At 54.2% G+C, this 23,097-nt stretch carries 20 protein-coding genes; 3 read left to right on the forward strand and 17 right to left on the reverse strand.

The annotated features are described in order from the left end of the window. Positions 1-62: 62 nt before the first annotated feature. The 3 genes from menF to ACLHV9_RS16375 form a co-directional block, all read right to left on the reverse strand. Entirely contained in the window at positions 63-1,358 is a 1,296-nt protein-coding gene (menF, locus tag ACLHV9_RS16365) for an isochorismate synthase MenF (RefSeq protein ID WP_407220842.1), read from the reverse strand. Between the two features lie 96 nt (positions 1,359-1,454). Next, positions 1,455-1,760: a stress response protein ElaB gene (elaB, locus tag ACLHV9_RS16370; protein ID WP_028016253.1), complete on the reverse strand. Its 306-nt coding sequence runs from the start codon at positions 1,758-1,760 to the stop codon at positions 1,455-1,457. Between the two features lie 53 nt (positions 1,761-1,813). Beyond that, complete coding sequence (locus ACLHV9_RS16375; protein WP_028016252.1) at positions 1,814-2,275, reverse strand: GNAT family N-acetyltransferase; 462 nt, start codon at positions 2,273-2,275, stop codon at positions 1,814-1,816. 71 nt (positions 2,276-2,346) lie between these two features. Between ACLHV9_RS16375 and rbn the strand changes: the two genes are divergently transcribed. After that, positions 2,347-3,264 (forward strand): ribonuclease BN, encoded by a 918-nt coding sequence (gene rbn / locus ACLHV9_RS16380; RefSeq protein WP_407220843.1) that lies wholly within the window; start codon positions 2,347-2,349, stop codon positions 3,262-3,264. Positions 3,265-3,328: 64 nt separating this feature from the next. After that, positions 3,329-4,333: a chemotaxis protein gene (locus ACLHV9_RS16385; RefSeq protein WP_108090827.1), complete on the forward strand. Its 1,005-nt coding sequence runs from the start codon at positions 3,329-3,331 to the stop codon at positions 4,331-4,333. 36 nt (positions 4,334-4,369) lie between these two features. Here the strand turns inward: ACLHV9_RS16385 and nuoN are convergent, their stop codons facing one another. The 14 genes from nuoN to lrhA form a co-directional block, all read right to left on the reverse strand. Beyond that, positions 4,370-5,827 (reverse strand): NADH-quinone oxidoreductase subunit NuoN, encoded by a 1,458-nt coding sequence (gene nuoN / locus ACLHV9_RS16390; RefSeq protein WP_108090828.1) that lies wholly within the window; start codon positions 5,825-5,827, stop codon positions 4,370-4,372. A 6-nt stretch (positions 5,828-5,833) separates the two neighbouring features. Beyond that, complete coding sequence (nuoM, locus tag ACLHV9_RS16395; protein WP_028016248.1) at positions 5,834-7,363, reverse strand: NADH-quinone oxidoreductase subunit M; 1,530 nt, start codon at positions 7,361-7,363, stop codon at positions 5,834-5,836. Positions 7,364-7,439: 76 nt separating this feature from the next. Continuing rightward, entirely contained in the window at positions 7,440-9,281 is a 1,842-nt protein-coding gene (gene nuoL / locus ACLHV9_RS16400) for an NADH-quinone oxidoreductase subunit L (protein WP_028016247.1), read from the reverse strand. Further along, positions 9,278-9,580: an NADH-quinone oxidoreductase subunit NuoK gene (gene nuoK / locus ACLHV9_RS16405; protein WP_003861496.1), complete on the reverse strand. Its 303-nt coding sequence runs from the start codon at positions 9,578-9,580 to the stop codon at positions 9,278-9,280. The genes nuoL and nuoK overlap by 4 nt, the downstream gene beginning before the upstream one ends. Beyond that, positions 9,577-10,131 carry an NADH-quinone oxidoreductase subunit J gene (gene nuoJ, locus ACLHV9_RS16410; RefSeq protein ID WP_014170993.1) on the reverse strand — a complete coding sequence of 185 codons (555 nt, stop codon included), beginning with the start codon at positions 10,129-10,131 and terminating at the stop codon, positions 9,577-9,579. The genes nuoK and nuoJ overlap by 4 nt, the downstream gene beginning before the upstream one ends. Before the next feature lie 10 nt (positions 10,132-10,141). Further along, on the reverse strand, positions 10,142-10,684 hold the full coding sequence (nuoI, locus tag ACLHV9_RS16415; RefSeq protein ID WP_003861491.1) for an NADH-quinone oxidoreductase subunit NuoI: 543 nt from the start codon (positions 10,682-10,684) through the stop codon (positions 10,142-10,144). 13 nt (positions 10,685-10,697) lie between these two features. After that, positions 10,698-11,675, reverse strand: a complete 978-nt coding sequence (gene nuoH, locus ACLHV9_RS16420) for an NADH-quinone oxidoreductase subunit NuoH (protein ID WP_008500211.1) — start codon at positions 11,673-11,675, stop codon at positions 10,698-10,700. After that, the gene (gene nuoG, locus ACLHV9_RS16425; protein ID WP_407220845.1) at positions 11,672-14,395 is read right to left on the reverse strand and encodes an NADH-quinone oxidoreductase subunit NuoG; all 2,724 of its coding nucleotides are present in this window, start codon (positions 14,393-14,395) and stop codon (positions 11,672-11,674) included. The genes nuoH and nuoG overlap by 4 nt, the downstream gene beginning before the upstream one ends. A gap of 54 nt (positions 14,396-14,449) precedes the next feature. Next, complete coding sequence (nuoF, locus tag ACLHV9_RS16430; protein ID WP_023312536.1) at positions 14,450-15,787, reverse strand: NADH-quinone oxidoreductase subunit NuoF; 1,338 nt, start codon at positions 15,785-15,787, stop codon at positions 14,450-14,452. After that, positions 15,784-16,284 (reverse strand): NADH-quinone oxidoreductase subunit NuoE, encoded by a 501-nt coding sequence (nuoE, locus tag ACLHV9_RS16435; protein WP_006176513.1) that lies wholly within the window; start codon positions 16,282-16,284, stop codon positions 15,784-15,786. The genes nuoF and nuoE overlap by 4 nt, the downstream gene beginning before the upstream one ends. Before the next feature lie 2 nt (positions 16,285-16,286). Beyond that, complete coding sequence (nuoC, locus tag ACLHV9_RS16440; protein WP_028016245.1) at positions 16,287-18,089, reverse strand: NADH-quinone oxidoreductase subunit C/D; 1,803 nt, start codon at positions 18,087-18,089, stop codon at positions 16,287-16,289. 89 nt (positions 18,090-18,178) lie between these two features. Next, positions 18,179-18,853, reverse strand: coding sequence for an NADH-quinone oxidoreductase subunit NuoB (nuoB, locus tag ACLHV9_RS16445; RefSeq protein ID WP_003861482.1), 675 nt, complete (start codon positions 18,851-18,853; stop codon positions 18,179-18,181). A gap of 15 nt (positions 18,854-18,868) precedes the next feature. Beyond that, on the reverse strand, positions 18,869-19,309 hold the full coding sequence (gene nuoA / locus ACLHV9_RS16450; protein ID WP_014171000.1) for an NADH-quinone oxidoreductase subunit NuoA: 441 nt from the start codon (positions 19,307-19,309) through the stop codon (positions 18,869-18,871). A gap of 630 nt (positions 19,310-19,939) precedes the next feature. Then, positions 19,940-20,878 carry a transcriptional regulator LrhA gene (gene lrhA / locus ACLHV9_RS16455; RefSeq protein WP_028016244.1) on the reverse strand — a complete coding sequence of 313 codons (939 nt, stop codon included), beginning with the start codon at positions 20,876-20,878 and terminating at the stop codon, positions 19,940-19,942. A gap of 936 nt (positions 20,879-21,814) precedes the next feature. Between lrhA and alaA the strand changes: the two genes are divergently transcribed. Beyond that, entirely contained in the window at positions 21,815-23,029 is a 1,215-nt protein-coding gene (gene alaA, locus ACLHV9_RS16460; RefSeq protein WP_003861471.1) for an alanine transaminase AlaA, read from the forward strand. The last annotated feature ends 68 nt before the right edge of the window (positions 23,030-23,097 follow it).

Here is a 23,097-nt window from a genome sequence, read left to right on the forward strand (position 1 = left end):
CACAGTATAAATAATAGAAAAATTTGGAATTTTGATATGAATCGGGAATGCACGAATCAGTATTAATCCCTAAGGAGCAGAGAACGCAACCCTGCGGCTTTGTTTTCTATCTCCTGCCACTCCTGCTCCGGGTCAGACCCGCTGACAATTCCGGCTCCGGCGTACAGCCGCAGAGCGTCATCCTGGACACGTGCAGAGCGTAATGCCACGCAGAACTCGCTTTGTTCGGGTGATAAATACCCGGCCGACCCGGCGTACCACTCGCGGTTAAAGGGTTCAACATTCTCAATAAACGCCCGTGCAGGTTGACGCGGCAGCCCGGCAACGGCCGCCGTAGGCTGCAGAATATGTAAACACTGCTCATCACTGGCCTGTTTCAGCTCGGTCCAGATACAGCGGCGCAAATGCTGCACTTTGCGCAGGCGCACAACCTGAGCAGGCAACACATCAAGCGTCTGGGTAAAGTGCTGAAGGCGCTGACAGATATCTTCCACTACCAACATATTTTCGCGTTGGTTTTTATCATCATTCAGCAACCATTCGCCCAGACGCTGGGCTTGTTTATCATCAACATGACTGGTGACAGTGCCCGCCAGCGCTTCGGTACGAAGCAATTTTCCCCGCCGCCGCCAGAGACGCTCGGGCGTTGAGCCGAGAAACGCATTGCTGGCGTCGAAAACCATGCAGAAATGATAGCAATTTAAATTCAGGGCGCGGCTGGCGGCCATCAGTGCAACAGGGTTAACGCGCTGTTTAAACGGCAGATCGGTTGCCCTGGCGAGGACCACCTTTTCAAATTCACCGCGCGCGATAGACTCTGTTGCCTTGCGGATAAGCTCCAGCCATTCCTGCTTTTGCGGATGATGGGTTTCGCACTCAACCTGCACAGACAGCGGGCGGATAGGTCTGGCGGCATGAAGTTGCTGCAGAAAATCCAACGCGGTGCGGGCATCGTCCTGAAGAGAGTCATCGCTCCACAGTTGCAGGCGCAACGTGGCATTTCCGGCGGAACGTCGCCAGAGCAGGCGAGGTAAAAAGAGACTGCCCTGCTCCGGGTTAAATGCATTCAGGCCGCAAATACGGGTATCATTTGCCGCATTCTGCTCACGCAAAAACTGCGAGGCTAACGCCAGCGAGGAGAATTGGGTGACAGCCCCCAGAGCAGCCAGTTCCTCATCACCATTACGCTGTTGCCAGTAAAACTGGGGATAGCACTGCTGCGCGCCAAGCCAGGCAAGAGGATCGAAAGCGTCGTTTAACGGGAAAGTGACGTCGAAATGACGTAGACCGGGTATTGCGGGTAACGCTTGCGTAAGCTGACTACGCAGGTGCTCCAACGCGAGGAAAATCGAATTCACGCGAACCTCTCCCTGTTGAAACCTCATATTATACGGGGTACTGGTTATAAATAGCAGTACCCACGTATAGGGAGTGGTTAAGCGTTAAACATAAAATTAACGACGAGCCAGAAGCAGCCCAAACACCAACCCGACAGCTGCGCCCACACCAATGCCTCTCCACGGTTTTTCGTGAACATAATCATCGGCACGATAAACCGCCTTTTTGGCGCGGTAGTAGTACGTGTCGGACGCATGGCTGACGCGGTTTTTAACGTCATTTAGCGCCTGTTCTGCACGTTCTTTCAGCTCAATATATTTCTGATCGGCAGGGTCGCCCGACGAACGTAATACTTCTTCCAGCGTTTCTCTCAATAACGTCAGGTCGTCATCGATACGGGTATCCCAGGATTGAAATGACATATTTTTCTCCATGTTAGTACACCAGTCCGCTAACTATAGCCAACTACGACCCATTACGCCTGCTTAGCCTCCCGCGCCATGCCAATGTGCGGTATACCGTCTTCGTCATATACGTCAGTGACCGGCGTGAAGCCAAAATAACCGTAGAAAGATTGCAGGTGCGCCTGCGCGCCCAGGTATAACGCCTTGTCCGGCCACTGTTTCTGGCATGCCTCCAGCGTTTTTTCCATCAGCTGATAGCCCAGTTTTTCACCGCGCGCCTTACCGCTAATGATGACGCGGCCAATCACCACAGGCTCAAAATCGTCTTCGCTTTTCAGAATCCTCGCATACGCCACCAGCTCGTTATCCCGCCAGCCGAGGATATGCCGGTTCTCGCCGACGAGATCGTCGCCGTCGATGTCCTGATACGGGCAGGTCTGTTCTACCACAAACACTTCGCAGCGCAGTTTGAGCAGCGCATACAGTGAATTAACGGTGAGCTCGCTATGGTGTAAATCTTGCCACTGGATCATGTCAGTCTCCTTCCTGGGGTTCATCACGTTATACTAAACCCCTCCCCGTTCAGCAAAGGGCTGATTGCGTTATGGAACTGATTTTTCTGGGTACGTCCGCTGGCGTGCCAACCCGCTCACGAAATGTGACCGCGATTCTGCTGGATCTTAAACACCCAACCCGTGGTGGGCTATGGCTGTTTGACTGTGGTGAAGGGACACAGCATCAGCTGTTACATACCGCTTATCACCCAGGCAAGCTGGATAAAATTTTTATCACGCATCTGCATGGTGACCATCTGTTTGGCCTGCCTGGCCTGCTGTGCAGCCGTTCAATGGCCGGGAACGCTAATCCGCTGACGATTTACGGGCCTGCAGGTATCCGGGAATTTGTTGAAACCACGCTACGCCTCAGTGGGTCCTGGACTGATTATCCGCTGGAGGTCGTTGAGATCGCCGGGGGGCTGGTTTTCGATGATGAAGATTATGTCGTCACCGCTCACCCTCTTAACCACCCGGTAGAGTGTTATGGTTACCGCATTGAAGCGCATGACAAACCCGGCGCACTGGATGCCGCCGCGTTAATCGCCGCGGGGGTAAAGGCCGGGCCGCTGTTCCAGCGTCTGAAGCAGGGAGAGACGGTCACGCTGGAGGATGGGCGCGTTATCAATGGTCAGGATTATCTCGCGGCACCCCAGCCCGGCAAAAAACTGGCGATTTTTGGCGACACCGCCCCCTGCCCGACAGCATTGGAACTGGCTCAGGGCGTGGATGTCATGGTACATGAAGCAACGCTTGAAACGGCCATGGAAGAGAAAGCCAACAGCCGTGGGCATAGCTCAACCCGTCAGGCGGCACAGCTTGCCCGTGACGCAGGCGTCGGGAAACTGATCGTTACTCATGTTAGCTCGCGCTACGATGCTCGGGGATGTGAAGGTCTGCTGGCTGAGTGCCGCGCAGTGTTCCCGAAATGTGAGCTGGCAGAAGATTTCACTCAAGTCAGCGTTTAGTCCTTCATTTTTCCCTCAGGATGCCGATAACGATTAAAAGGTCAGCATTTCTCTCGAGGGTAGAATGGATAATTTCCAGAAAGATATTGATGACAGGGCGAATCTAACCCTGTCGAACCGTTTTGAACTGTTGTTATTCCGGCTGGGCACGTCTCTGAACGAAAACAAATCAGAGCTTTTTGGCATTAACGTTTTCAAGCTGCGTGAAATTGTGCCGATGCCAGAGTTCACGAAACCCGCCGGGATGAAATCACCGCTGATGGGGATGGTGAATATTCGCGATCAGGTGATTCCGGTGATCGACCTGGCCGCCGTAGCGGGTTGTAAACCGACAACGGGGCTCAACATCCTGCTGATCACAGAATATGCCCGCAGCGTGCAGGCGTTTGCCGTGGAATCCGTTGAGAACATCATGCGCCTCGACTGGAAACAGGTACACGCGGCGGAAACCGCCGTCAGCGGACGTTACATCACCAGTATCGCCTGTCTGGACGAGAAGACTGATACCAACGAACTGGCGATGGTGCTCGATGTTGAGCAGATTCTGTATGACATCACCCCAGCTAACCACGATCTGCACGCCACTAATCTGCAAACCACAAAATTCCATATCAAGCCGGGTGCTGTCGCGATTGTTGCAGAAGATTCCAAAGTCGCACGCTCCATGCTGGAAAAAGGTTTGCAGGCGATGGAGATCCCGGCGCAGCTACATATCACCGGCAAAGATGCGTGGGAAAAAATTGGCGTTCTCGCTGCTCAGGCACAGGCGGAAGGGGTCCCGATCACTGATAAAATTGCCCTGGTGCTGACCGACCTCGAAATGCCGGAGATGGACGGTTTTACGCTGACGCGCAAAATCAAAACCGACCCGGTACTGAAAGATATTCCGGTGGTGATCCACTCGTCGCTTTCTGGTAACGCCAACGAAGATCATATTCGTAAAGTGAAGGCTGACGGGTATGTGGCGAAATTTGAACTGAACGAGCTGTCTTCGGTGATTGAGGAAGTTCTGGATCGTTCGATGAAGAAGATTGACGGGCCGTTAATTAGTCGCAAGCAATTGGCTTAAAGCATAAAAAAACCCGCCGAGGCGGGTTTTTTGTTTTTACATCAGTGGCATCGCATGCTGCACGATATCAATCAGCGGCTGCGGATAGATACCGAAGATCAGTACCAGCAGCGCGGAGATCAGCACCACAATACCACCGGCGCTGTACTGCCAGTTGGTTGGGGCATCACGGTTGAGTTGCTGAGGTGCACTCAGATACAGACTCACCGCCACACGCAGGTAGTAATACAGACCGATTGCAGAGCCGATAACCACGCCCGCAGTCAGCCACCACAGGTGCGCCTGCACACCGACGGCCAGCACGTAGAACTTACCGATAAAGCCCAAGGTCATCGGGATACCCGCCAGAGAGAGCATCATCACTGTCATCACCGCGGACAGAATCGGACGGTGCCAGAATAGACCACGGTAGGAGAACAGTGAATCCGCATCCGGGCCACGGTATGGGCTGGACATCAGGCTCACCACGCCGAACGCGCCGAGGCTGCTGAACAGGTAACCTGCCAGATACACGCCCACGGTTTCCATCGACATCTCACCGCTTTGCAGCGCAATCAGTGCCACCAGCAGGTAACCCAGATGGGAGATAGACGAGTAGCCCAGCAGACGTTTGATATTGGTCTGGCTCAGCGCCATCAGGTTACCGAAGATGATGGATACGAACGCGATAATGCCGAGCACAACGCGAACCGCTTCACTATCACCTACCGGTGCATACAGGAACAGACGCATGACCACACCGAAGATAGCGATTTTGCTCGCCGTCGCCAGGAAGGTGGAAACCGGTGCCGGAGCACCCTGGTATACGTCTGGCGTCCACAGGTGGAATGGAACCAGAGACAGTTTGAAGCCGAGGCCAACAATCATCATGCCCAGACCCGCCAGCAGCAGCGGCTCATGCAGCATGCCGTCGCCGAGGCTCTTGCCGAGCGCAACGAAGGAGAGGTTACCAGACTGAGCATACACCAGCGCGATACCGAACAGCAGGAAGGACGACGCGGCAGCAGACAGAATGGTGTACTTGATACTCGCTTCCAGTGAGCGCTTCTGACGGAAGGCATAACCAATCAGACCGAACAGCGGCAGAGATATCAGCTCAATACCGAGGAACAGCGCGGCCAGGTGGTTAGCATTCGCCAGCAGAATGCCGCCCAGTGCGGCAATCAGTACCAGCAGGTAAAACTCTTCTTTGTTGTCGTTGTAGCCTTCAAGCCACGGATACGCAAAGGTACAGGTTGCCAGGCTCGCCAGCAGAACCAGACCCGTGTACAGCATGGCATAGCCGTCAACGCGCATCAGCGGGGTGACATCCATCGCGCCCGCCTGGCCAACAAACCAGAGGGAAACCAACGCAGCGTTCAGACCCAGAACGGACAGGGTCGCATTCAGGAAGTGATTGCGTCGCCACGCAATGGAGAGCATCACAACCACCACCGTCAATCCGACGATCAGCAGCGGTAGCAGCGCGATCAGTTGTTGTGGAGTTATTGTCATGGCGAATTACGGCCTTGTAGTAGAAGCAGAATTAACAAACCACTGCTGGATGTTACCCATCGCGCTATGCGAGGTATCCAGAATCGGCTGCGGATAGAAGCCCAACAGCACCAGCAGTACGACCAGCAGCAGGATGATGAACAGCTCACGCAGCGACATCCCCGGCAGTTCTTGTGCAGCAATTTCGCTCTTCGCTTTACCGAAGTAGGCACGGTGCAGCATCGCCAGCGAGTAAACGGAAGCGAACACCAGACCGAAAGTCGAAACCACGGTAATGACCGGAACCACTTTGAAGCTGCCGAACAGAATCATAAATTCGCCGACGAAGTTACCGGTGCCAGGCATACCCAGAGTAGCCACCGCGAAGAACATGGACAGCGCTGGCAGCCATTTAATTTTGCTCCACAGACCGCCCATCATACGCATATCGCGAGTGTGCAGACGTTCGTACAGCTGACCACACAGGATGAAGAGGCCGGCTGCGGACAGACCATGCGCAATCATCTGGATCACCGCACCCTGGTACGCGAGCTGGCTGCCGGTGTAGATAGCAATCAGTACGAAGCCCATGTGGGAAACGGAGGTGTAAGCAATCAGACGCTTAATGTCGTATTGCGTGAAGGCCATCCAGGCACCGTAGAAGATACCGATCACACCCAGCCACATGGCAATTGGCGCGAACTCAGCGGACGCGTTCGGGAACAGCGGCAGTGCGAAACGCAGCAGACCGTAGGCTGCGGTTTTCAGCAAGATGCCCGCCAGGTCAACGGAACCCGCCGTTGGTGCCTGGGAGTGCGCGTCTGGCAGCCAGCCGTGCAGCGGAACCACCGGCATTTTCACCGCGAAGGCGATGAAGAAGCCCAGCATCAGCAGATATTCAACGCCGTGAGACATAGGCGTCTTCAGCAGGTCTTCATAGTTGAATGTCCAGACTCCGGTCGCATCGTGGTGAACAAACACCAGCGCCAGAATGGCAATCAACATCACCAGACCACTCGCCTGGGTATAGATGAAGAACTTGGTTGCCGCCGTGATACGCGTTTTACCGTCGGACGCCTTGTGGCCCCACAGCGCGATCAGGAAGTACATCGGCACCAGCATCATCTCCCAGAAGAAGAAGAACAGGAACATGTCGATGGCAAGGAACACGCCGATAACACCGCCCAGGATCCACATCAGGTTCAGGTGGAAGAAGCCCTGGTATTTTTCGATTTCTCGCCAGGAGCAAAGTACCGCCAGAACGCCGAGCAGACCGGTCAGCACCACCATCAGCAGCGACAAACCGTCGATGGCCAGGTGGATCGTAATACCGAAACGTGGGATCCACGGCAGGATAAACTCAGACTGCCACTGCGGAATACCCGCAGACTGGGTCAGAGAGTAGCCACCCTGCAACCACAGTTGCAGACCAAGCGCGAGCGTCAATCCCATGGTGATCAGCGCGATCCAGCGCGGCATCTTCACGCCAAAGCGTTCAGTCTGCCAGCACAGGAAGCCGCCGATGAAGGGAATTAATATTAGCCAGGGTAGTAACATGGCGATTTACATTCCTTTTAAAGGCCCCCAGCAGGGGCCTGATTTTCAACGAATTCGAATAAAATTCACTTAACGATCAACGCAACACCATCAGCAGCGCCAGTACGACAACCGCACCGATGCTCATGGACGCCACATACCAGCGCAGGTAACCGTTCTCGCTGAACAGCAGGCCTTTACCTGCAAAGCGGGAAAGGATCGCCGGGATATTCATCATGCTGTTCAGTGGATCGCGTTTCACCAGCCACGCAACACCCAGGAACGGTTTGACGAAAATCATGTCGTACAGCCAGTCGAAGCCCCACGCGTTGTACCACCAGGTGCCCAGCAGGCGGCCTGGCGCACTGTTGGCAACAGAGGTTACCAGCGTACGTTTACCCAGCCACAGCCATGCTGCAATCAGGATGCCCGCGATAGCGACCACACCGGAGGTGATTTCAAGCGTCAGAACGCGACCGTGCTCAAGCTCGGTGGTGTCCGGCAGTACGCCCTGCAACGGTGGCACAATCATCGCGCCAACGAAGGTGGAGAGTACAAGCAGCACAATCAGCGGCAGGTGGTGGGTAATCCCCTTCCCTGCGTGAGCGTGAATTTGTTCTTTACCGTGGAATACGATGAAAATCATACGGAAGGTATACAGGGAGGTCATGAATGCACCGACCAGACCCGCAACCATCAGATTGATATGACCATTCGCCATGGCACCCGCAAGGATTTCGTCCTTACTGAAGAAGCCCGCAGTGATCAGCGGCAGTGCCGCCAGCGCCGCGCCGCCCACCAGGAAGCAGACATAGACCAGCGGGATGGACTTACGCAGTCCGCCCATCTTGAAGATGTTCTGCTCGTGATGGCAGGCCAGAATCACAGAGCCGGATGACAGGAACAGCAGCGCTTTAAAGAACGCGTGTGTCATCAGGTGGAAAATGGCTGCGTCCCACGCCTGAACGCCCAGCGCCAGGAACATGTAACCAATCTGGCTCATGGTGGAGTACGCGAGAACGCGTTTGATGTCGGTCTGCACCAGTGCGGCAAAGCCTGCCAGCACCAGCGTAACCGCACCAACGATACCCACCAGATGCAGAATTTCCGGGGTCATCAGGAACAGGCCGTGGGTACGCGCAATCAGGTAAACACCGGCGGTAACCATGGTCGCAGCGTGGATCAGCGCGGAGACAGGGGTTGGACCCGCCATCGCGTCGGCCAGCCATGTTTGCAACGGCAGCTGTGCGGATTTACCCACAGCACCACCCAGCAGCATCAGCGTTGCCCACCACAGCATGTTGTTGCCTGCTGCGAAGTGCGCCGGCGCCAGTTCCACCATTTCGCGGAAGTTCAGCGTGCCCAGTTCGTTGTAAAGAATGAACAGCGCGAAAGCGAGGAACACGTCACCCACACGGGTCACGATGAACGCTTTCATCGCCGCTGCGCCATTCTTCGGATCGGTATAGTAGAAACCGATCAGCAGGTAAGAACACAGACCCACGCCTTCCCAGCCCAGATACATCAGCAGCAGGTTATCGGCCAGCACCAAAACCACCATGCTGGCGATAAACAGGTTGGTGTAGGCGAAGAAGCGGGAGTAACCCTCTTCACCGCGCATATACCAGGAGGCGAACATGTGGATCAGGAAGCCCACGCCGGTCACCACGGAGAGCATGGTCAGCGAGAGACCATCCAACACCAGGTTGAAACCGATGTTGAAATCACCGACCGACATCCAGGTCCACAGCGGCACGCTGAAAGGCTGACGTCCGTTGTTGAAGAAGTCGATTCCCGCATACGCCGTCACCAGCGCAGCCAGGCCGATAGAGCCAATGCCTACGGTCGCAGACAGATTCTCAGACCAGCGGCCACGAGAAAACGCCAGCAGCACGAAGCCAATCAGCGGAAAAATAATGGTTAAGGCAAGCATGTTCATCCACGCAACTCACTTACTGAATCGATGTTCAGGTTCTGGCGGCGACGATGGAGCTGCAGCAACAGCGCCAGGCCAATACTCGCTTCGGCAGCCGCGAGGCTGATGGCGAGAATATACATCACCTGACCATCGGTCTGGCCCCAGTAGCTTCCGGCGACCACGAAGGCCAGCGCGGAGGCGTTAATCATGATTTCCAGGCCGATCAGCATAAATAGCAGATTGCGGCGGATAACCAGACCGGTCAAACCCAGAACGAATAAAATCGCAGCGAGGATCAGTCCATGTGTTAAGGGGATCATGCGCGCTCCTCCGTTTTTCTTTTCGCGCGGTCGTCAGTGCGGTTGCTCAGCAGCTCGCCAGCACGCTCTTCGCGGCCAACGTGGAAGGCAACAACCAGACCAGCCAGCAGCAGCATCGACGCCAGTTCCACCGCCAGAACGTATGGGCCAAAGAGTGTAATGCCGACCTCTTTCGCGCCGATCGGCGTACCGTCGATTCCCTGATCGTTCACGCCCAGAATGGCGTAAACAATCACCACCAGCATGATGGCCGACAAAATTGCCGGGCCAATCCACACCTGCGGTTTTAACCACTGACGTTCCTGCTCAATTTCAGAGCCGCCCAGGTTCAGCATCATCACCACGAACACGAACAGAACCATAATGGCCCCGGCGTAGACGATGATTTCCAGCGCACCGGCGAAGTGCGCGCCCAGTGCGAAGAACACCCCGGAAATGGCCAGCAGCGAAATGATTAAGTACAGCAGCGCATGCACCGGGTTGGTGTGCGTGATCACTCGCAGCGTAGCCAGGATGGCGATAAGGCCACAGATATAAAAAGCGAATTCCATTGCCCTCTCCTTACGGTAACAGGCTCTTGACGTCGATAGGCTTAGCTTCGTTCTCTGCTTCGCCCTTATCTTTGCCGTCGATTGCCATACCCGCCATCCGGTAGAAGTTATATTCCGGGTATTTGCCCGGACCGGAAATCAGCAGATCCTCTTTCTCGTACACCAGGTCCTGACGCTTGTACTCACCCAGCTCGAAGTCTGGAGTCAGCTGAATCGCCGTGGTTGGGCACGCTTCTTCACACAGGCCGCAGAAGATGCAGCGTGAGAAGTTAATGCGGAAGAACTCAGGATACCAGCGGCCATCTACCGTCTCTGCTTTTTGCAGAGAGATACAGCCGACCGGACACGCTACCGCACACAGGTTACAGGCAACGCAGCGCTCGGAACCGTCCGGATCGCGCGTCAGCACGATACGGCCACGGTAGCGCGGCGGCAGATATACCGGTTCTTCCGGGTACATCCGGGTTTCGCGTTTCGCAAACGCGTGCAGGCCGATCATCCAGATACTGCGTACCTGGGTGCCGAAGCCTACCAGTAATTCTTTTAAGGTCATGGTCTATAGCCCCTTATGGCTGCTGCCAGAGAATGACAGCGGCCGTTACCAACAAGTTGACGAGCGTCAGCGGCAGGCACACTTTCCAGCCGAAGGACATTACCTGGTCATAACGCGGACGAGGTAACGCTGCGCGAATCAAAATGAACATCATCATGAAGAACGCGGTTTTCAGCGCGAACCAGATGAACGGCGGTAAGAACGGGCCATGCCAGCCACCAAAGAACAGCGTTACCATCAACGCGGAAATGGTGACAATACCGATGTACTCGCCCACGAAGAACAGACCGAATTTCATACCGGAATATTCAATGTGGTAACCGTCGGCCAGTTCCTGTTCGGCTTCTGGCTGGTCAAACGGGTGACGGTGACACACCGCCACGCCCGCGATAGCAAAGGTAATAAAACCAAAGAACTGCGGGATAACGTTCCAGATGTCAGCCTGGTTGTTGACGATGTCGGTCATGTTAAATGAACCGGCCTGCGCCACCACGCCCATCAGGGAGAGCCCCAGGAACACTTCGTAGCTCAGCGTCTGCGCGGAAGCACGCATCGCACCCAGCAGGGAGTATTTGTTGTTACTGGACCAGCCTGCGAACAGCACCGCGTAAACCGCGAGTCCTGCCATCATCAGGAAGAACAGAATGCCGATGTTCAGGTCAGCCACAACCCAGGTCGGGCTGACAGGAACGATGGCAAACGCCAGCAGCAGCGAGGTGAAGGCGATCATCGGTGCCAGAGTAAAGATCACGCGGTCAGAGAAGCGCGGGATCCAGTCCTCTTTAAAGAACATCTTGATCATGTCCGCAACCAGCTGGAGTGAACCACCCCAGCCCACGCGGTTCGGTCCGTAACGGTTCTGGAACAGACCGAGCAGACGACGTTCACCAAAGCTCATGAACGCGCCGCAGGTGACCACCACCAGCAGAATAACAATCGCTTTCAGAATGCTCAGCAGGATGTCGATAAGATCCGGCGTTAACCAACTCATGCTTTTGCCTCCTGCAGATTATCAAGACGCGCACCCGCCAGTACCGGCGCGATGCCAGGCATACCCATTGGCAGACCCACCTGCCCTGCTGTCAGGCCTTCAGAAATAATCAGCGGTAGGCTGATTGTCTGACCGTCGTAGCTAAAGGCGATGTTCGCGCCCGCATTAACGCCAAGCTTCGCGGCATCCGCCGGGTTGAGCTTGATGTATGGCTGAGGCATACGTTGCTGGAATACCGGAGAGCGCTGGGACAGCTCGTCGCTACCAAACAGATGGTAGTACGGGGCGATACGCCAGTTCCCTTCCTGAGCCTGGAAGCTCGCCGGAACGGTCGTGAAGAAATCCAGACCGGTTTCGGAGGCTTCGATCAGACGCACGCCCGGATCGCCGTGACGCAGAGAACCGCCCACTTCCGCCTGGAACTTGTTCCATGCCTGTGGGGAGTTCCAGCCCGGTGCCCATGCGAATGGGATCTGTGAACGCGGTGCAGACGGCTGGTTGTTCCCTTCCATGGAGAAGGCGAACATAGTGTCTTTATCCTGCGGTTGACGCGGTTCGTGAACGCTGATATTGGCGCGCATTGCGGTACGGCCACTGTAACGATGCGGTTCACGCGCCAGTTTCTGGCCACGAATGCGGAAGCTCGCTTCAGGGGCAGCATCTTTAATGCCTGCCAACTGAGGCAGTTTTTCGACAACCGCGTCGATAACGTGGTCGAGCTGCGTCCAGTCCACTTCACGGCTCTGCACGGTGCTGTGCAGGGAGTGCAGCCAGCGCCAGCTTTCCAGCATCACGGTGTTGCTGTCATAGTACGCCGGGTCATAAACCTGGAAGAAACGCTGGGCGCGACCTTCGTTGTTAATAACGGTACCGTCGCTTTCTGCGAAGCTTGCCGCAGAGAGGACCAGGTGCGCTTTATCCATAATCGCGGTGCGCTGATGGTCAATCACCATCACCAGCGGCGCTTTGGAGAGCGCGGCGTCAACGCGTGCGGCAGAAGCATGGCGATGCAGGTCGTTTTCCAGCACCACAACGGCGTCAGCGGCACCGGATTCCAGTTCGCTCAACGCAGCTTCCAGCGAGCCGCCGCCAATCATACCCAGACCAATGCTGTTTACCGCACGGGCAACCATGGTCACGCCAACGTCAGCACCGCGGCCTTTCAGGGCTTTGGCAACGTTCGCTGCCGCCTGAATGATCTCCGCGCTTCCGGCGTTAGTACCAGAAATAATCAGCGGTTTCTTCGCACCCGCCAGGGCCTGAACAATCACGTCAACCTTGTTTTGCAGGTCGCGATCCAGCTCAACGGCCGGCGAGTTGTCGTCCAGCGCGTGGGCAATGGCAAAGCCAAGACGCGCCTGATCTTCAACCGGGGCGCAGTAGGTCCACGCCGCTATATCATCCAGACGGGTGTTGTCGACGTTGGTCACAAACAGAGGATGTTTCGCGCGCTGACCGATGTTCAGGATTGCCGCAATCTGCCAGTCAGCCACTTTCTGTGCTGCTGCCATTTCACGTGCTTTCCCCTTAACCGCCTGGCGAACCGCCAGAGCCGCGCGAGCGCCGGTCTGCGTCAGGTCTTCACCCAGCACCAGGACCGCATCATAAGATTCGATTTCGCGCAGCGCAGGAGTATGAATACCGCCTTCGCGCAGCACTTTCAGGACCAGTTGCAGACGTTCCTGCTCGCCCTGGGCGATACCGGTGTAGAAGTTTTCCGCCCCAACAAGCTCACGCAGCGCGAAGTTGCTTTCGATGCTGGCGCGCGGGGAGCCGATACCGATCACTTTCTTCGACTGGCGCAGAATATCTGCCGCGCCCTGCATCGCCTGTTCAGCATTCAGGGTGATGAAGTCGTCGCCACGGCGCTGAACCGGCTGACGCGGACGGTCTTTCAGGTTCACATAGCCATAGCCGAAACGACCGCGGTCGCACAGGAAGTAGTGGTTAACGGTACCGTTATAACGGTTTTCGATACGACGCAGTTCGCCGTAGCGTTCACCCGGGCTGGTGTTACAGCCGAGAGAACACTGCTGGCAGATGCTTGGTGCAAACTGCATGTCCCATTTACGGTTGTAGCGCTCGGAGTGGGTTTTATCGGTGAATACGCCGGTCGGGCAGATTTCTACCAGGTTACCGGAGAATTCGCTTTCAAGCGTACCGTCTTCCGGACGACCGAAGTAAACGTTGTCATGCGCACCATATACGCCCAGATCCTGGCCGTCTGCGTAGTCTTTGTAGTAACGCACGCAGCGGTAGCAGGCGATGCAGCGGTTCATTTCGTGAGAGATGAACGGCCCCAGGTCCTGGTTACGGTGGGTACGCTTGGTAAAGCGATAGCGACGGAAGCTGTGACCGGTCATGACGGTCATATCCTGAAGGTGGCAGTTACCGCCTTCTTCACAGACCGGACAGTCGTGCGGGTGGTTGGTCATCAACCATTCCACAACGCTTTCGCGGAACTGTTTAGCTTCTTCGTCATCAATCGAAATAAAGGTGCCTTCGGTGGCTGGCGTCATACAGGACATCACCAGGCGACCACGCGTGTCTTCCGCGTTTTGATATTGCTTCACCGCACACTGGCGGCAAGCACCGACGCTGCCCAGCGCCGGATGCCAGCAAAAGTACGGAATATCAAGGCCGAGCGACAGACAAGCTTCCAGCAGGTTGTCCGCCCCGTTGACCTCATATTCTTTGCCGTCTACATGAATCGTAGCCATTAGCATGCTTCCAGTTGGCTCGGTCGAAACCGAGCGTTAATCAAAATTCTGTCTTTACCAGCGCGCTTTCAGCAGGTTCGGCTGAATCCCATTAATGGCATGGGTATTGCTGAACGGCTGCTTGATGCCTGCTTCGAATTCGTCGCGGAAATATTTAATCGCGCTCTGCAGTGGCTCGACGGCACCCGGTGCGTGGGCACAGAAGGTTTTGCCTGGGCCCAGGAATCGACACAGTTGCTCAAGTGTCTCAATATCACCCGGCTGGCCTTCGCCACGCTCGATAGCACGCAGGATCTTCACGCTCCACGGCAGACCATCACGGCACGGTGTACACCAGCCGCAGGACTCGCGGGCAAAGAACTCTTCCAGGTTACGCACCAGCGACACCATGCCGATCTCGTGGTCGACGGCCATCGCCAGCGCCGTACCCAGGCGGCTGCCTGCTTTACCAATGCTTTCGAATTCCATTGGCAGATCAAGGTGGGCCTCGGTCAGGAAGTCTGTCCCTGCCCCACCCGGCTGCCAGGCTTTGAATTTCAGGCCATCACGCATACCGCCAGCATAGTCTTCAAGAATTTCACGTGCGGTGGTACCGAACGGCAGCTCCCAGACGCCAGGGTTTTTCACGCGACCGGAGAAGCCCATCAGCTTGGTACCGGCATCTTTGCTTGAGGAGATGCCCTGATACCACTCCACGCCGTTGGCGAGGATTGCCGGAACGTTACACAGGGTTTCGACGTTGTTTACGCAGGTCGGTTTACCCCATACGCCGGAGCTTGCCGGGAACGGTGGCTTGGAACGCGGGTTCGCACGACGACCTTCCAGGGAGTTAATCAGCGCGGTTTCTTCACCGCAGATGTAACGCCCGGCACCGGTGTGCACGAACAGTTCGAAGTCAAATCCAGTGCCCAGAATATTTTTACCGAGCAGACCCGCTTCGGTGGCTTCGGCAATCGCGCGACGCAGGTTTTCTGCCGCTTCGATGTACTCACCACGCAGGAAGATGTAGCCACGGTACGCTTTCAGCGCGAACGCGGAGATCAACATACCTTCCACCAGCAGGTGCGGCAGTTGCTCCATCAGCAGGCGGTCTTTATAGGTGCCCGGCTCCATTTCATCGGCGTTACACAGCAGGTAACGGATGTTCATGGATTCGTCTTTTGGCATCAGGCTCCACTTCAGACCCGTGGAGAAACCTGCACCACCGCGCCCCTTCAGGCCGGAATCTTTTACCGCGTTAACGATATCGTCCGGTGCCATGCCACCGAGGGCTTTACGCGCACCGGCATAGCCGTTTTTGCTCTGATATTCGTCGAGCCATACCGGCTGTTTGTCATCGCGCAGACGCCAGGTCAGCGGATGGGTCTCAGCAGTACGAATTACCGTTTTCATTTGTACTGCTCCAGCAGGTCAGGAATGGCTTCCGGCGTCAGATGGCTGTGAGTGTCCTCATCAATCATCATGGTCGGCCCCTTGTCGCAGTTACCCAGGCAGCAGGTTGGCAGCAGAGTAAAGCGACCATCGAACGTGGTCTGGCCCGGCTTGATATTGAGCTTCTTCTCAATTGCTGCCTGAATGCCCTGATAACCGGTAATGTGACAAACGACGCTGTCACAATAGCGGATCACATGGCGGCCTACCGGCTGACGGAAGATCTGGCTGTAGAACGTGGCTACGCCTTCTACGTCACTTGCCGGAATACCCAGCACTTTTGCGATCTCATAGATCGCCCCATCCGGCACCCAACCACGCTGTTTCTGTACGATTTTCAGCGCTTCAATGGACGCCGCACGCGGGTCTTCGTAGTGGTGCATCTCGTGCTCAATGGCGGCACGCTCTGCTTCACTCAGCTCAAAAGCCTCGGTCTGTGGTTGTTGATTTTCGTGCATAATTAGCGGTCCACATCTGACATAACAAAATCGATACTACCCAGATACACAATCAGGTCGGAGACCAGACTGCCGCGGATGGCGGACGGGATCTGCTGCAGATGCGCAAAACTCGGCGTACGCACGCGGGTACGGTAGCTCATGGTGCTGCCGTCACTGGTCAGGTAGTAACTGTTAATACCCTTGGTCGCTTCAATCATCTGGAAGGATTCTTGTGCCGGCATGACCGGGCCCCAGGAAACCTGCAGGAAGTGGGTGATCAGGGTTTCGATATGTTGCAGCGTGCGCTCTTTCGGTGGCGGCGTCGTCAGCGGGTGATCCGCTTTGAACGGGCCTTCCGGCATGTTGTTGAGGCACTGCTCAAGAATGCGCAGACTCTGGCGCAACTCTTCCACTTTCAGCATCACGCGGGTGTAGCAGTCGGAAACGCCGCCGCCAACCGGGACTTCAAAGTCGAAGTTCTCGTAGCCAGAGTAAGGACGGGCTTTACGCACGTCGAAATCAATACCGGTCGCACGCAGACCTGCACCTGTCGTACCCCACTCCAGCGCCTCTTTCGCACCGTAGGCAGCAACGCCCTGGGAACGGCCTTTCAGAATGGTGTTACGCAGTGCGGCTTTCTCGTAAGAGGCCAGACGTTTTGGCATCCAGTCGAGGAATTCGCGCAGCAGACGGTCCCAGCCGCGCGGCAGATCGTGTGCCACACCGCCAATACGGAACCAGGCAGGGTGCATACGGAAACCGGTAATTGCTTCAACCAGATCGTAGATTTTCTGACGGTCGGTAAAGGCGAAGAAGACCGGAGTCATCGCACCCACGTCCTGAATGAACGTAGAGATGTACAGCAGGTGGCTGTTGATACGGAACAGCTCGGACAGCATAACGCGGATCACGTTAACGCGATCCGGCGTAACGATACCCGCCAGTTTCTCAACGGCCAGCACGTATGGCATTTCGTTTACGCAGCCGCCGAGATATTCGATACGGTCGGTATACGGAATGTAGCTGTGCCAGGACTGACGCTCACCCATCTTCTCAGCACCACGGTGGTGGTAGCCGATGTCAGGCACGCAGTCGACAATCTCTTCGCCGTCAAGCTGAAGAATAATACGGAATGCACCGTGCGCAGACGGGTGGTTCGGACCGAGGTTAAGGAACATGAAGTCCTCGTTGTCGGTACCGCGCTTCATGCCCCAGTCTTCCGGCTTGAAGGTCAGCGCTTCCATCTCCAGATCCTGCTTGGCTTTGGTCAGCTCAAACGGATCGAATTCGGTGGCACGTGCCGGGTAGTCTTTACGCAGCGGGTGGCCAGTCCAGGTATGCGGCATCATGATGCGCGTCAGGTGCGGGTGGCCATCGAAGGTCATGCCGAACATTTCCCAGGTTTCACGCTCATACCAGTTGGCGTTCGGGAAAAGTTTGGTGATCGTTGGCAGATGCATGTCGTTTTCAGACAATGCCACCTTGAGCATGATATCCGTATTGCGGTCTATTGAGATCAGGTGGTAGAAAACGGAAAAATCCGCAGCAGGGAGGCCCTGGCGGTGGGTACGCAGACGTTCATCCATGCCGTGTAAGTCAAACAGCATGACGTACGGTTTTGGCAATTTCTTGAGGAAATCGACAACTTCCAGTAATTGCTCACGCTTCACCCAAACAACGGGTACCCCGGTGCGGGTAGCCTGAACAGTAAAGGCATCCGGCCCAAAACGGTTGCGCAGTTCGCCAATGACTGGGTCATCCAGATGATCCCGGGTCTGCCAGGCGGCTTCTTGCGCGGTTAAGTCGGTCATATTGTTCACCATTGCAAATGGTCCGTGGTGACTGTTGAGCCTGGCTTCGCGCTATTTGAGTAGTGATATGCGAAGGTGTTCTCCAGGCCTACAGGCGCAAATTAAATTTCGTCAGGCGTACGCAGATTGGTGACGGCAATACGTTCACCACGTTTACGCTCGCGCTCAGACTGCATGTTCGCGCGATACACACCCTGATCGCCAACAACCCACGACAGTGGGCGACGTTCTTTACCGATAGACTCCTGCAGCAGCATCAGCGCCTGCATGTAGGCTTCCGGGCGTGGCGGACAACCCGGGATGTACACATCCACTGGGATAAATTTATCTACGCCCTGCACGACGGAATAGATGTCGTACATACCGCCAGAGTTTGCACATGCGCCCATGGAGATAACCCATTTTGGCTCCAGCATCTGGTCATAAAGACGCTGAATAACAGGTGCCATCTTGGTAAAGCACGTACCGGCTACCACCATCAGGTCAGCCTGACGTGGGGAAGCACGCAGTACCTCTGCCCCAAAACGCGCAACGTCATGCACCGCAGTGAATGACGTCACCATTTCAACGTAGCAGCAAGAAAGGCCAAAGTTGTAAGGCCAGATGGAGTTCTTACGACCCCAGTTGACCATATCGTGCATGGCATGCTCGAGTTTGCCCATGTACACGCTTTTATTGACTTCTTGCTCCAGGGGGTCGGTTACGATCTCCTGTTTTTGCAGGGGGTAACGGTCATTCTCACCGTTAGGATCTATGCGGGTGAGCGTATAATCCATCTTATTGCCTCGCTGTTACTGCTGACGATTAGAGATACTGTTTTCCGGGTTGATGTGTTCACGACGTGAACGCGCAGGCGTCCAGTCAAGCGCGCCAATGCGCACCAGATAAACCAGACCGGCCAGTAGCACTAAAATGAAAATTGCGGCCTCGACAAAGCCCACCCAACCACTTTCGCGGATGGACGTTGACCATGCGAAAAGGTAAAGCGCTTCCACGTCAAAGATGACGAAGAACATGGCTACCAGATAGAACTTGGCAGACAGGCGTAAGCGAGCGGAACCTACTGAATCAATACCTGATTCGAAAGGTGTGTTTTTGTGCCTTGCACGGGCGCGACCGCCCAGGAACCAGCCGCCGACTAACATCAGGCAGCACAGGCCAATGGCTACAATAAGAAAGATTGCGAATGCCCAGTGATGAGCGATGACTTCTGTGGATGTTGACATACTCATTGCTTACTCATCAAAAGTGATACCTACGACACTGCTCTTGCTGGCAGATGGGCATCACATCGATTCATGGGGAGGAACAAATAACCTTACACTAACTGTCAGAAATGAGACGGAGACAGCAAAATGATGGGGTTTTTTACTCCTTTCTATAACCTATTGTCAACTTTAACAAAGGTTTCTTCACATTAAATTACATCGAGCGATTCTCATTAACATTTGGTGCCCTTTAACCCTGGTGGGTGCATGACTTTCCGTCAAATGTATGTTGTTGAATCGTGTCCGTTTCGGAAGTAAAAAAAATAACCCTCCTATTTTGACAGGATTTGCCAGCGATTCCTCCCCCCAAATAGGAGTATTTTCTTGATCTGCGACACGCTTTTGTTAATTCAACCGGAAAAACGGCAACATATTTCCTGTTTTTTTAACATGAGAGAGATGTGGATGAAGTTAGAACGGGAAACGGACAAGTTTTAAGCAAAAGCATTTAGCTTATTGATAAATAGAGAGTATCCTGAAAATCCATGCACCATAAGCGGGTATTATTGCCAAAAAAAAGCCACTGCATGCGAAAATGGCATGAGCGGCTTTTTTTTACACTTACATTTTGTTACCAGAATTTTGAGCTATTGATCACTCAAAATCACCTTCAACGATCAGGGAATCATCCCCCCCTTCGGAGGTAACGTGTTCGAACTGCCACGGGTTATGGTAGTTTTCCATTGCCTCGAACACCACTTTCGCCAGCTCGTTATGGGTGGACGAGTTGTGGCAAAGCAGATACTCCGTATCGGGCAACACCGGAAGACCATCAGACTTACCCAACACACGCAGATCAGGGCTCATCATCTCTACCGGGCGTGCCGTTACGCCAAGCCCTGCTTTCACAGCAGCGCGAACCGCTGGCAACGTGGAAGCCACATACGCTAAACGCCACGGAATATTGGCTTCATTTAACGCCGTCAGCACCATATCGCGGAAAGGACTCGGGTCATCCAGTAAAACCAGTGGAACAGGCTCCCCTTTTTGCAGCACATATTCTGCTGCGCAATACCAGTGCGTTGGTGATGTACGCAACGTCAGACAATCAAACTGCCCGGGACGATGCGTGGTGACCACCAGGTCGACCTTTTTCTCATCTAACATCTCAACCATAAAGGCATTGCGTTTTACGCTCACATCCAGCGCAAGCTTCGGATAAACCGAACTAATTCGATTGAGAAGGAACGGCAATATCGTATCTGCTGACTCATCAGATGCCCCTAAGGTTAACACCCCCTGGAGGTTGCTAAACATTAATGACATACATGCTTCATCATTAAAGCGAAGAATTTTCCTGGCATAACCCAGAAGCTGAATACCGTGTTCCGTTAAGAGCTTATTACGCCCATGACGGGCAAAAAGCTCTTTACCAACCAGCTGCTCCAGCCGCTGCATTTGCTGGCTAACGGCGGACTGGGTTCGGCAAACGGCGGCAGCAGCAGCTGCAAAAGTGTTGAGATCGGCGACCGCAACAAACGTTCTCAGCAGATCGAGGTCGAGATTCATTATCGGACGATTTGCATTTATCATATCTATTCACTTTCAGGTTGCTCGTGCGGAGCTGCCCGGGTTGAAGCTGTGTGTAACAGTTAAGCAATTCCCTCTGAAGGTTTTCCCTCGCATCCCGGCCCGGCAGACTGCCTGACAGATAGTTATTGTGCTGCTTTATATCAACAGTCAGAAAGCACGTTTCATGACGTTATTTTTATTCTCTTAAACGTTCAGGATATTTAGATGTTCGCAGGGTTATGTAAATTACATTAAAGGTACAACACCTTTTCTGCCATCTATATCGCAGCGCTGTCAACGTAGCGGGAAATGTTCGACACATCCCAGCCAGAGATAACTCCAACAATAACAATCAATTAATTCAGATAAGCAGTTCCAGATAAACAAAACATATGCATCTGTTGCCTGCTTTCCTGAAAGACATCTTAACCCAAATCCACTTTATTTATAAGTCTTATTGCAATATTGCGGATTAAAACGGGTTGTTAACCTTCTAAACTGATTTTATTAATATTAACTAAAGTTGCATTTTGTTCGTTAATAATAAATAAATTTTAATTTAGATTAAGGTCTTTCATTAATAATGCTTAACATTAATTTCACATGAGTAACTTTTAGCCACATCATGCTATTACGGTCAAATGTAGCAAGCATTCAGGTTTTACGAAAAGTCACGCAGCGTGACTTCCCACTCGGAGCCGCTCGCCAGTTATTTTCGCCAGCACAATATACAGCATTTTTCCAAATGAACAGTACAATTAACCTAAGCATGTGCTGTGCGCATAACTTTAAGACAGTAAAGAGGCACATCTATAGCGAAATAGATTCACCAGACTTTTGCTCTCTTCACAAAATCTTCTACTGCACACCCTTCAAAACGAAGCGAGGGGGGAGTACATTATTCCGTGCTAACTTCCACGGCAGGGAGTGGCAATAATAGCAAAAAGGTTAAGGTTCATGTCCCCTATCGAAAAATCCAGCAAGCTAGATAACGTCTGTTATGACATCCGTGGCCCGGTTCTGAAAGAGGCAAAACGCCTGGAAGAAGAAGGCAATAAGGTTCTTAAACTCAACATTGGTAACCCTGCGCCATTTGGTTTTGAAGCGCCGGATGAAATTCTGGTTGATGTGATCCGCAACCTACCCACCGCACAAGGCTATTGCGATTCAAAAGGACTTTACTCCGCGCGTAAAGCTATCATGCAGCACTATCAGGCTCGCGGTATGCGTGATGTTACCGTTGAAGATATCTATATTGGTAACGGCGTCTCTGAACTGATCGTGCAGGCGATGCAGGCGCTGCTGAACAGCGGCGACGAGATGCTGGTACCTGCGCCGGACTACCCGCTTTGGACGGCAGCCGTATCCTTGTCCAGTGGGAAAGCGGTGCACTACCTGTGCGACGAGTCTTCTGACTGGTTCCCGGATCTCGATGATATTCGCGCGAAAATCACCCCTCGTACGCGTGGCATCGTGATTATTAACCCGAACAACCCTACGGGTGCGGTCTATTCCAAAGAACTCCTGATGGAGATCGTCGAGATCGCCCGTCAGCACAACCTGATCATCTTTGCCGACGAAATTTACGACAAGATCCTGTACGACGCGGCGCAGCATCACTCTATCGCCGCGCTGGCACCAGACTTGCTGACCGTGACCTTTAACGGTCTGTCTAAAACCTACCGAGTGGCCGGTTTCCGTCAGGGCTGGATGGTATTGAACGGCCCGAAAAAACACGCCAAAGGCTATATTGAAGGGCTGGAGATGCTGGCCTCCATGCGTTTATGTGCCAACGTACCGGCGCAGCACGCGATCCAGACGGCGCTCGGTGGCTATCAGAGCATCAGTGAGTTTATTGTCCCTGGCGGTCGTCTGTACGAACAGCGTAACCGCGCATGGGAACTGATCAACGACATCCCTGGCGTCTCCTGCGTGAAGCCGAATGGCGCACTCTATATGTTCCCGAAAATTGACGCGAAGCGCTTCAATATTCATGACGACCAGAAAATGGTGCTCGATTTCCTGCTGCAGGAAAAAGTGCTGCTGGTTCAGGGGACGGCGTTTAACTGGCCGTGGCCGGATCACGTGCGTATAGTCACGCTGCCGCGCGAAGACGATCTCGAAATGGCCATCAGCAGATTCGGGCGATTCCTTTCCGGCTATCATCAGTAATCTTAAAAATCAGGCTACCTCGGTAGCCTGATTTGCATCTTCCCTCCCCTCCCCGCACAATGAAGTCT

The organism is Enterobacter sp. CPE_E890 (assembly GCF_046521475.1).
Classification (GTDB): Bacteria; Pseudomonadota; Gammaproteobacteria; order Enterobacterales; family Enterobacteriaceae; genus Enterobacter; species Enterobacter adelaidei.

Coding starts and splice junctions, on each gene's coding strand:
- nuoB (WP_003861482.1), bottom strand. CDS start 18,853: ATGGATTATACGCTCACCCGCATAGATCCTAACGGTGAGAATGACCGT.
- nuoM (WP_028016248.1), bottom strand. CDS start 7,363: ATGTTACTACCCTGGCTAATATTAATTCCCTTCATCGGCGGCTTCCTG.
- elaB (WP_028016253.1), bottom strand. CDS start 1,760: ATGTCATTTCAATCCTGGGATACCCGTATCGATGACGACCTGACGTTA.
- nuoF (WP_023312536.1), bottom strand. CDS start 15,787: ATGAAAACGGTAATTCGTACTGCTGAGACCCATCCGCTGACCTGGCGT.
- nuoN (WP_108090828.1), bottom strand. CDS start 5,827: ATGACAATAACTCCACAACAACTGATCGCGCTGCTACCGCTGCTGATC.
- nuoA (WP_014171000.1), bottom strand. CDS start 19,309: ATGAGTATGTCAACATCCACAGAAGTCATCGCTCATCACTGGGCATTC.
- lrhA (WP_028016244.1), bottom strand. CDS start 20,878: ATGATAAATGCAAATCGTCCGATAATGAATCTCGACCTCGATCTGCTG.
- nuoH (WP_008500211.1), bottom strand. CDS start 11,675: ATGAGTTGGTTAACGCCGGATCTTATCGACATCCTGCTGAGCATTCTG.
- nuoC (WP_028016245.1), bottom strand. CDS start 18,089: ATGGTGAACAATATGACCGACTTAACCGCGCAAGAAGCCGCCTGGCAG.
- nuoG (WP_407220845.1), bottom strand. CDS start 14,395: ATGGCTACGATTCATGTAGACGGCAAAGAATATGAGGTCAACGGGGCG.
- rbn (WP_407220843.1), top strand. CDS start 2,347: ATGGAACTGATTTTTCTGGGTACGTCCGCTGGCGTGCCAACCCGCTCA.
- ACLHV9_RS16375 (WP_028016252.1), bottom strand. CDS start 2,275: ATGATCCAGTGGCAAGATTTACACCATAGCGAGCTCACCGTTAATTCA.
- alaA (WP_003861471.1), top strand. CDS start 21,815: ATGTCCCCTATCGAAAAATCCAGCAAGCTAGATAACGTCTGTTATGAC.
- ACLHV9_RS16385 (WP_108090827.1), top strand. CDS start 3,329: ATGGATAATTTCCAGAAAGATATTGATGACAGGGCGAATCTAACCCTG.
- nuoK (WP_003861496.1), bottom strand. CDS start 9,580: ATGATCCCCTTAACACATGGACTGATCCTCGCTGCGATTTTATTCGTT.
- nuoI (WP_003861491.1), bottom strand. CDS start 10,684: ATGACCTTAAAAGAATTACTGGTAGGCTTCGGCACCCAGGTACGCAGT.
- nuoL (WP_028016247.1), bottom strand. CDS start 9,281: ATGAACATGCTTGCCTTAACCATTATTTTTCCGCTGATTGGCTTCGTG.
- nuoJ (WP_014170993.1), bottom strand. CDS start 10,131: ATGGAATTCGCTTTTTATATCTGTGGCCTTATCGCCATCCTGGCTACG.
- nuoE (WP_006176513.1), bottom strand. CDS start 16,284: ATGCACGAAAATCAACAACCACAGACCGAGGCTTTTGAGCTGAGTGAA.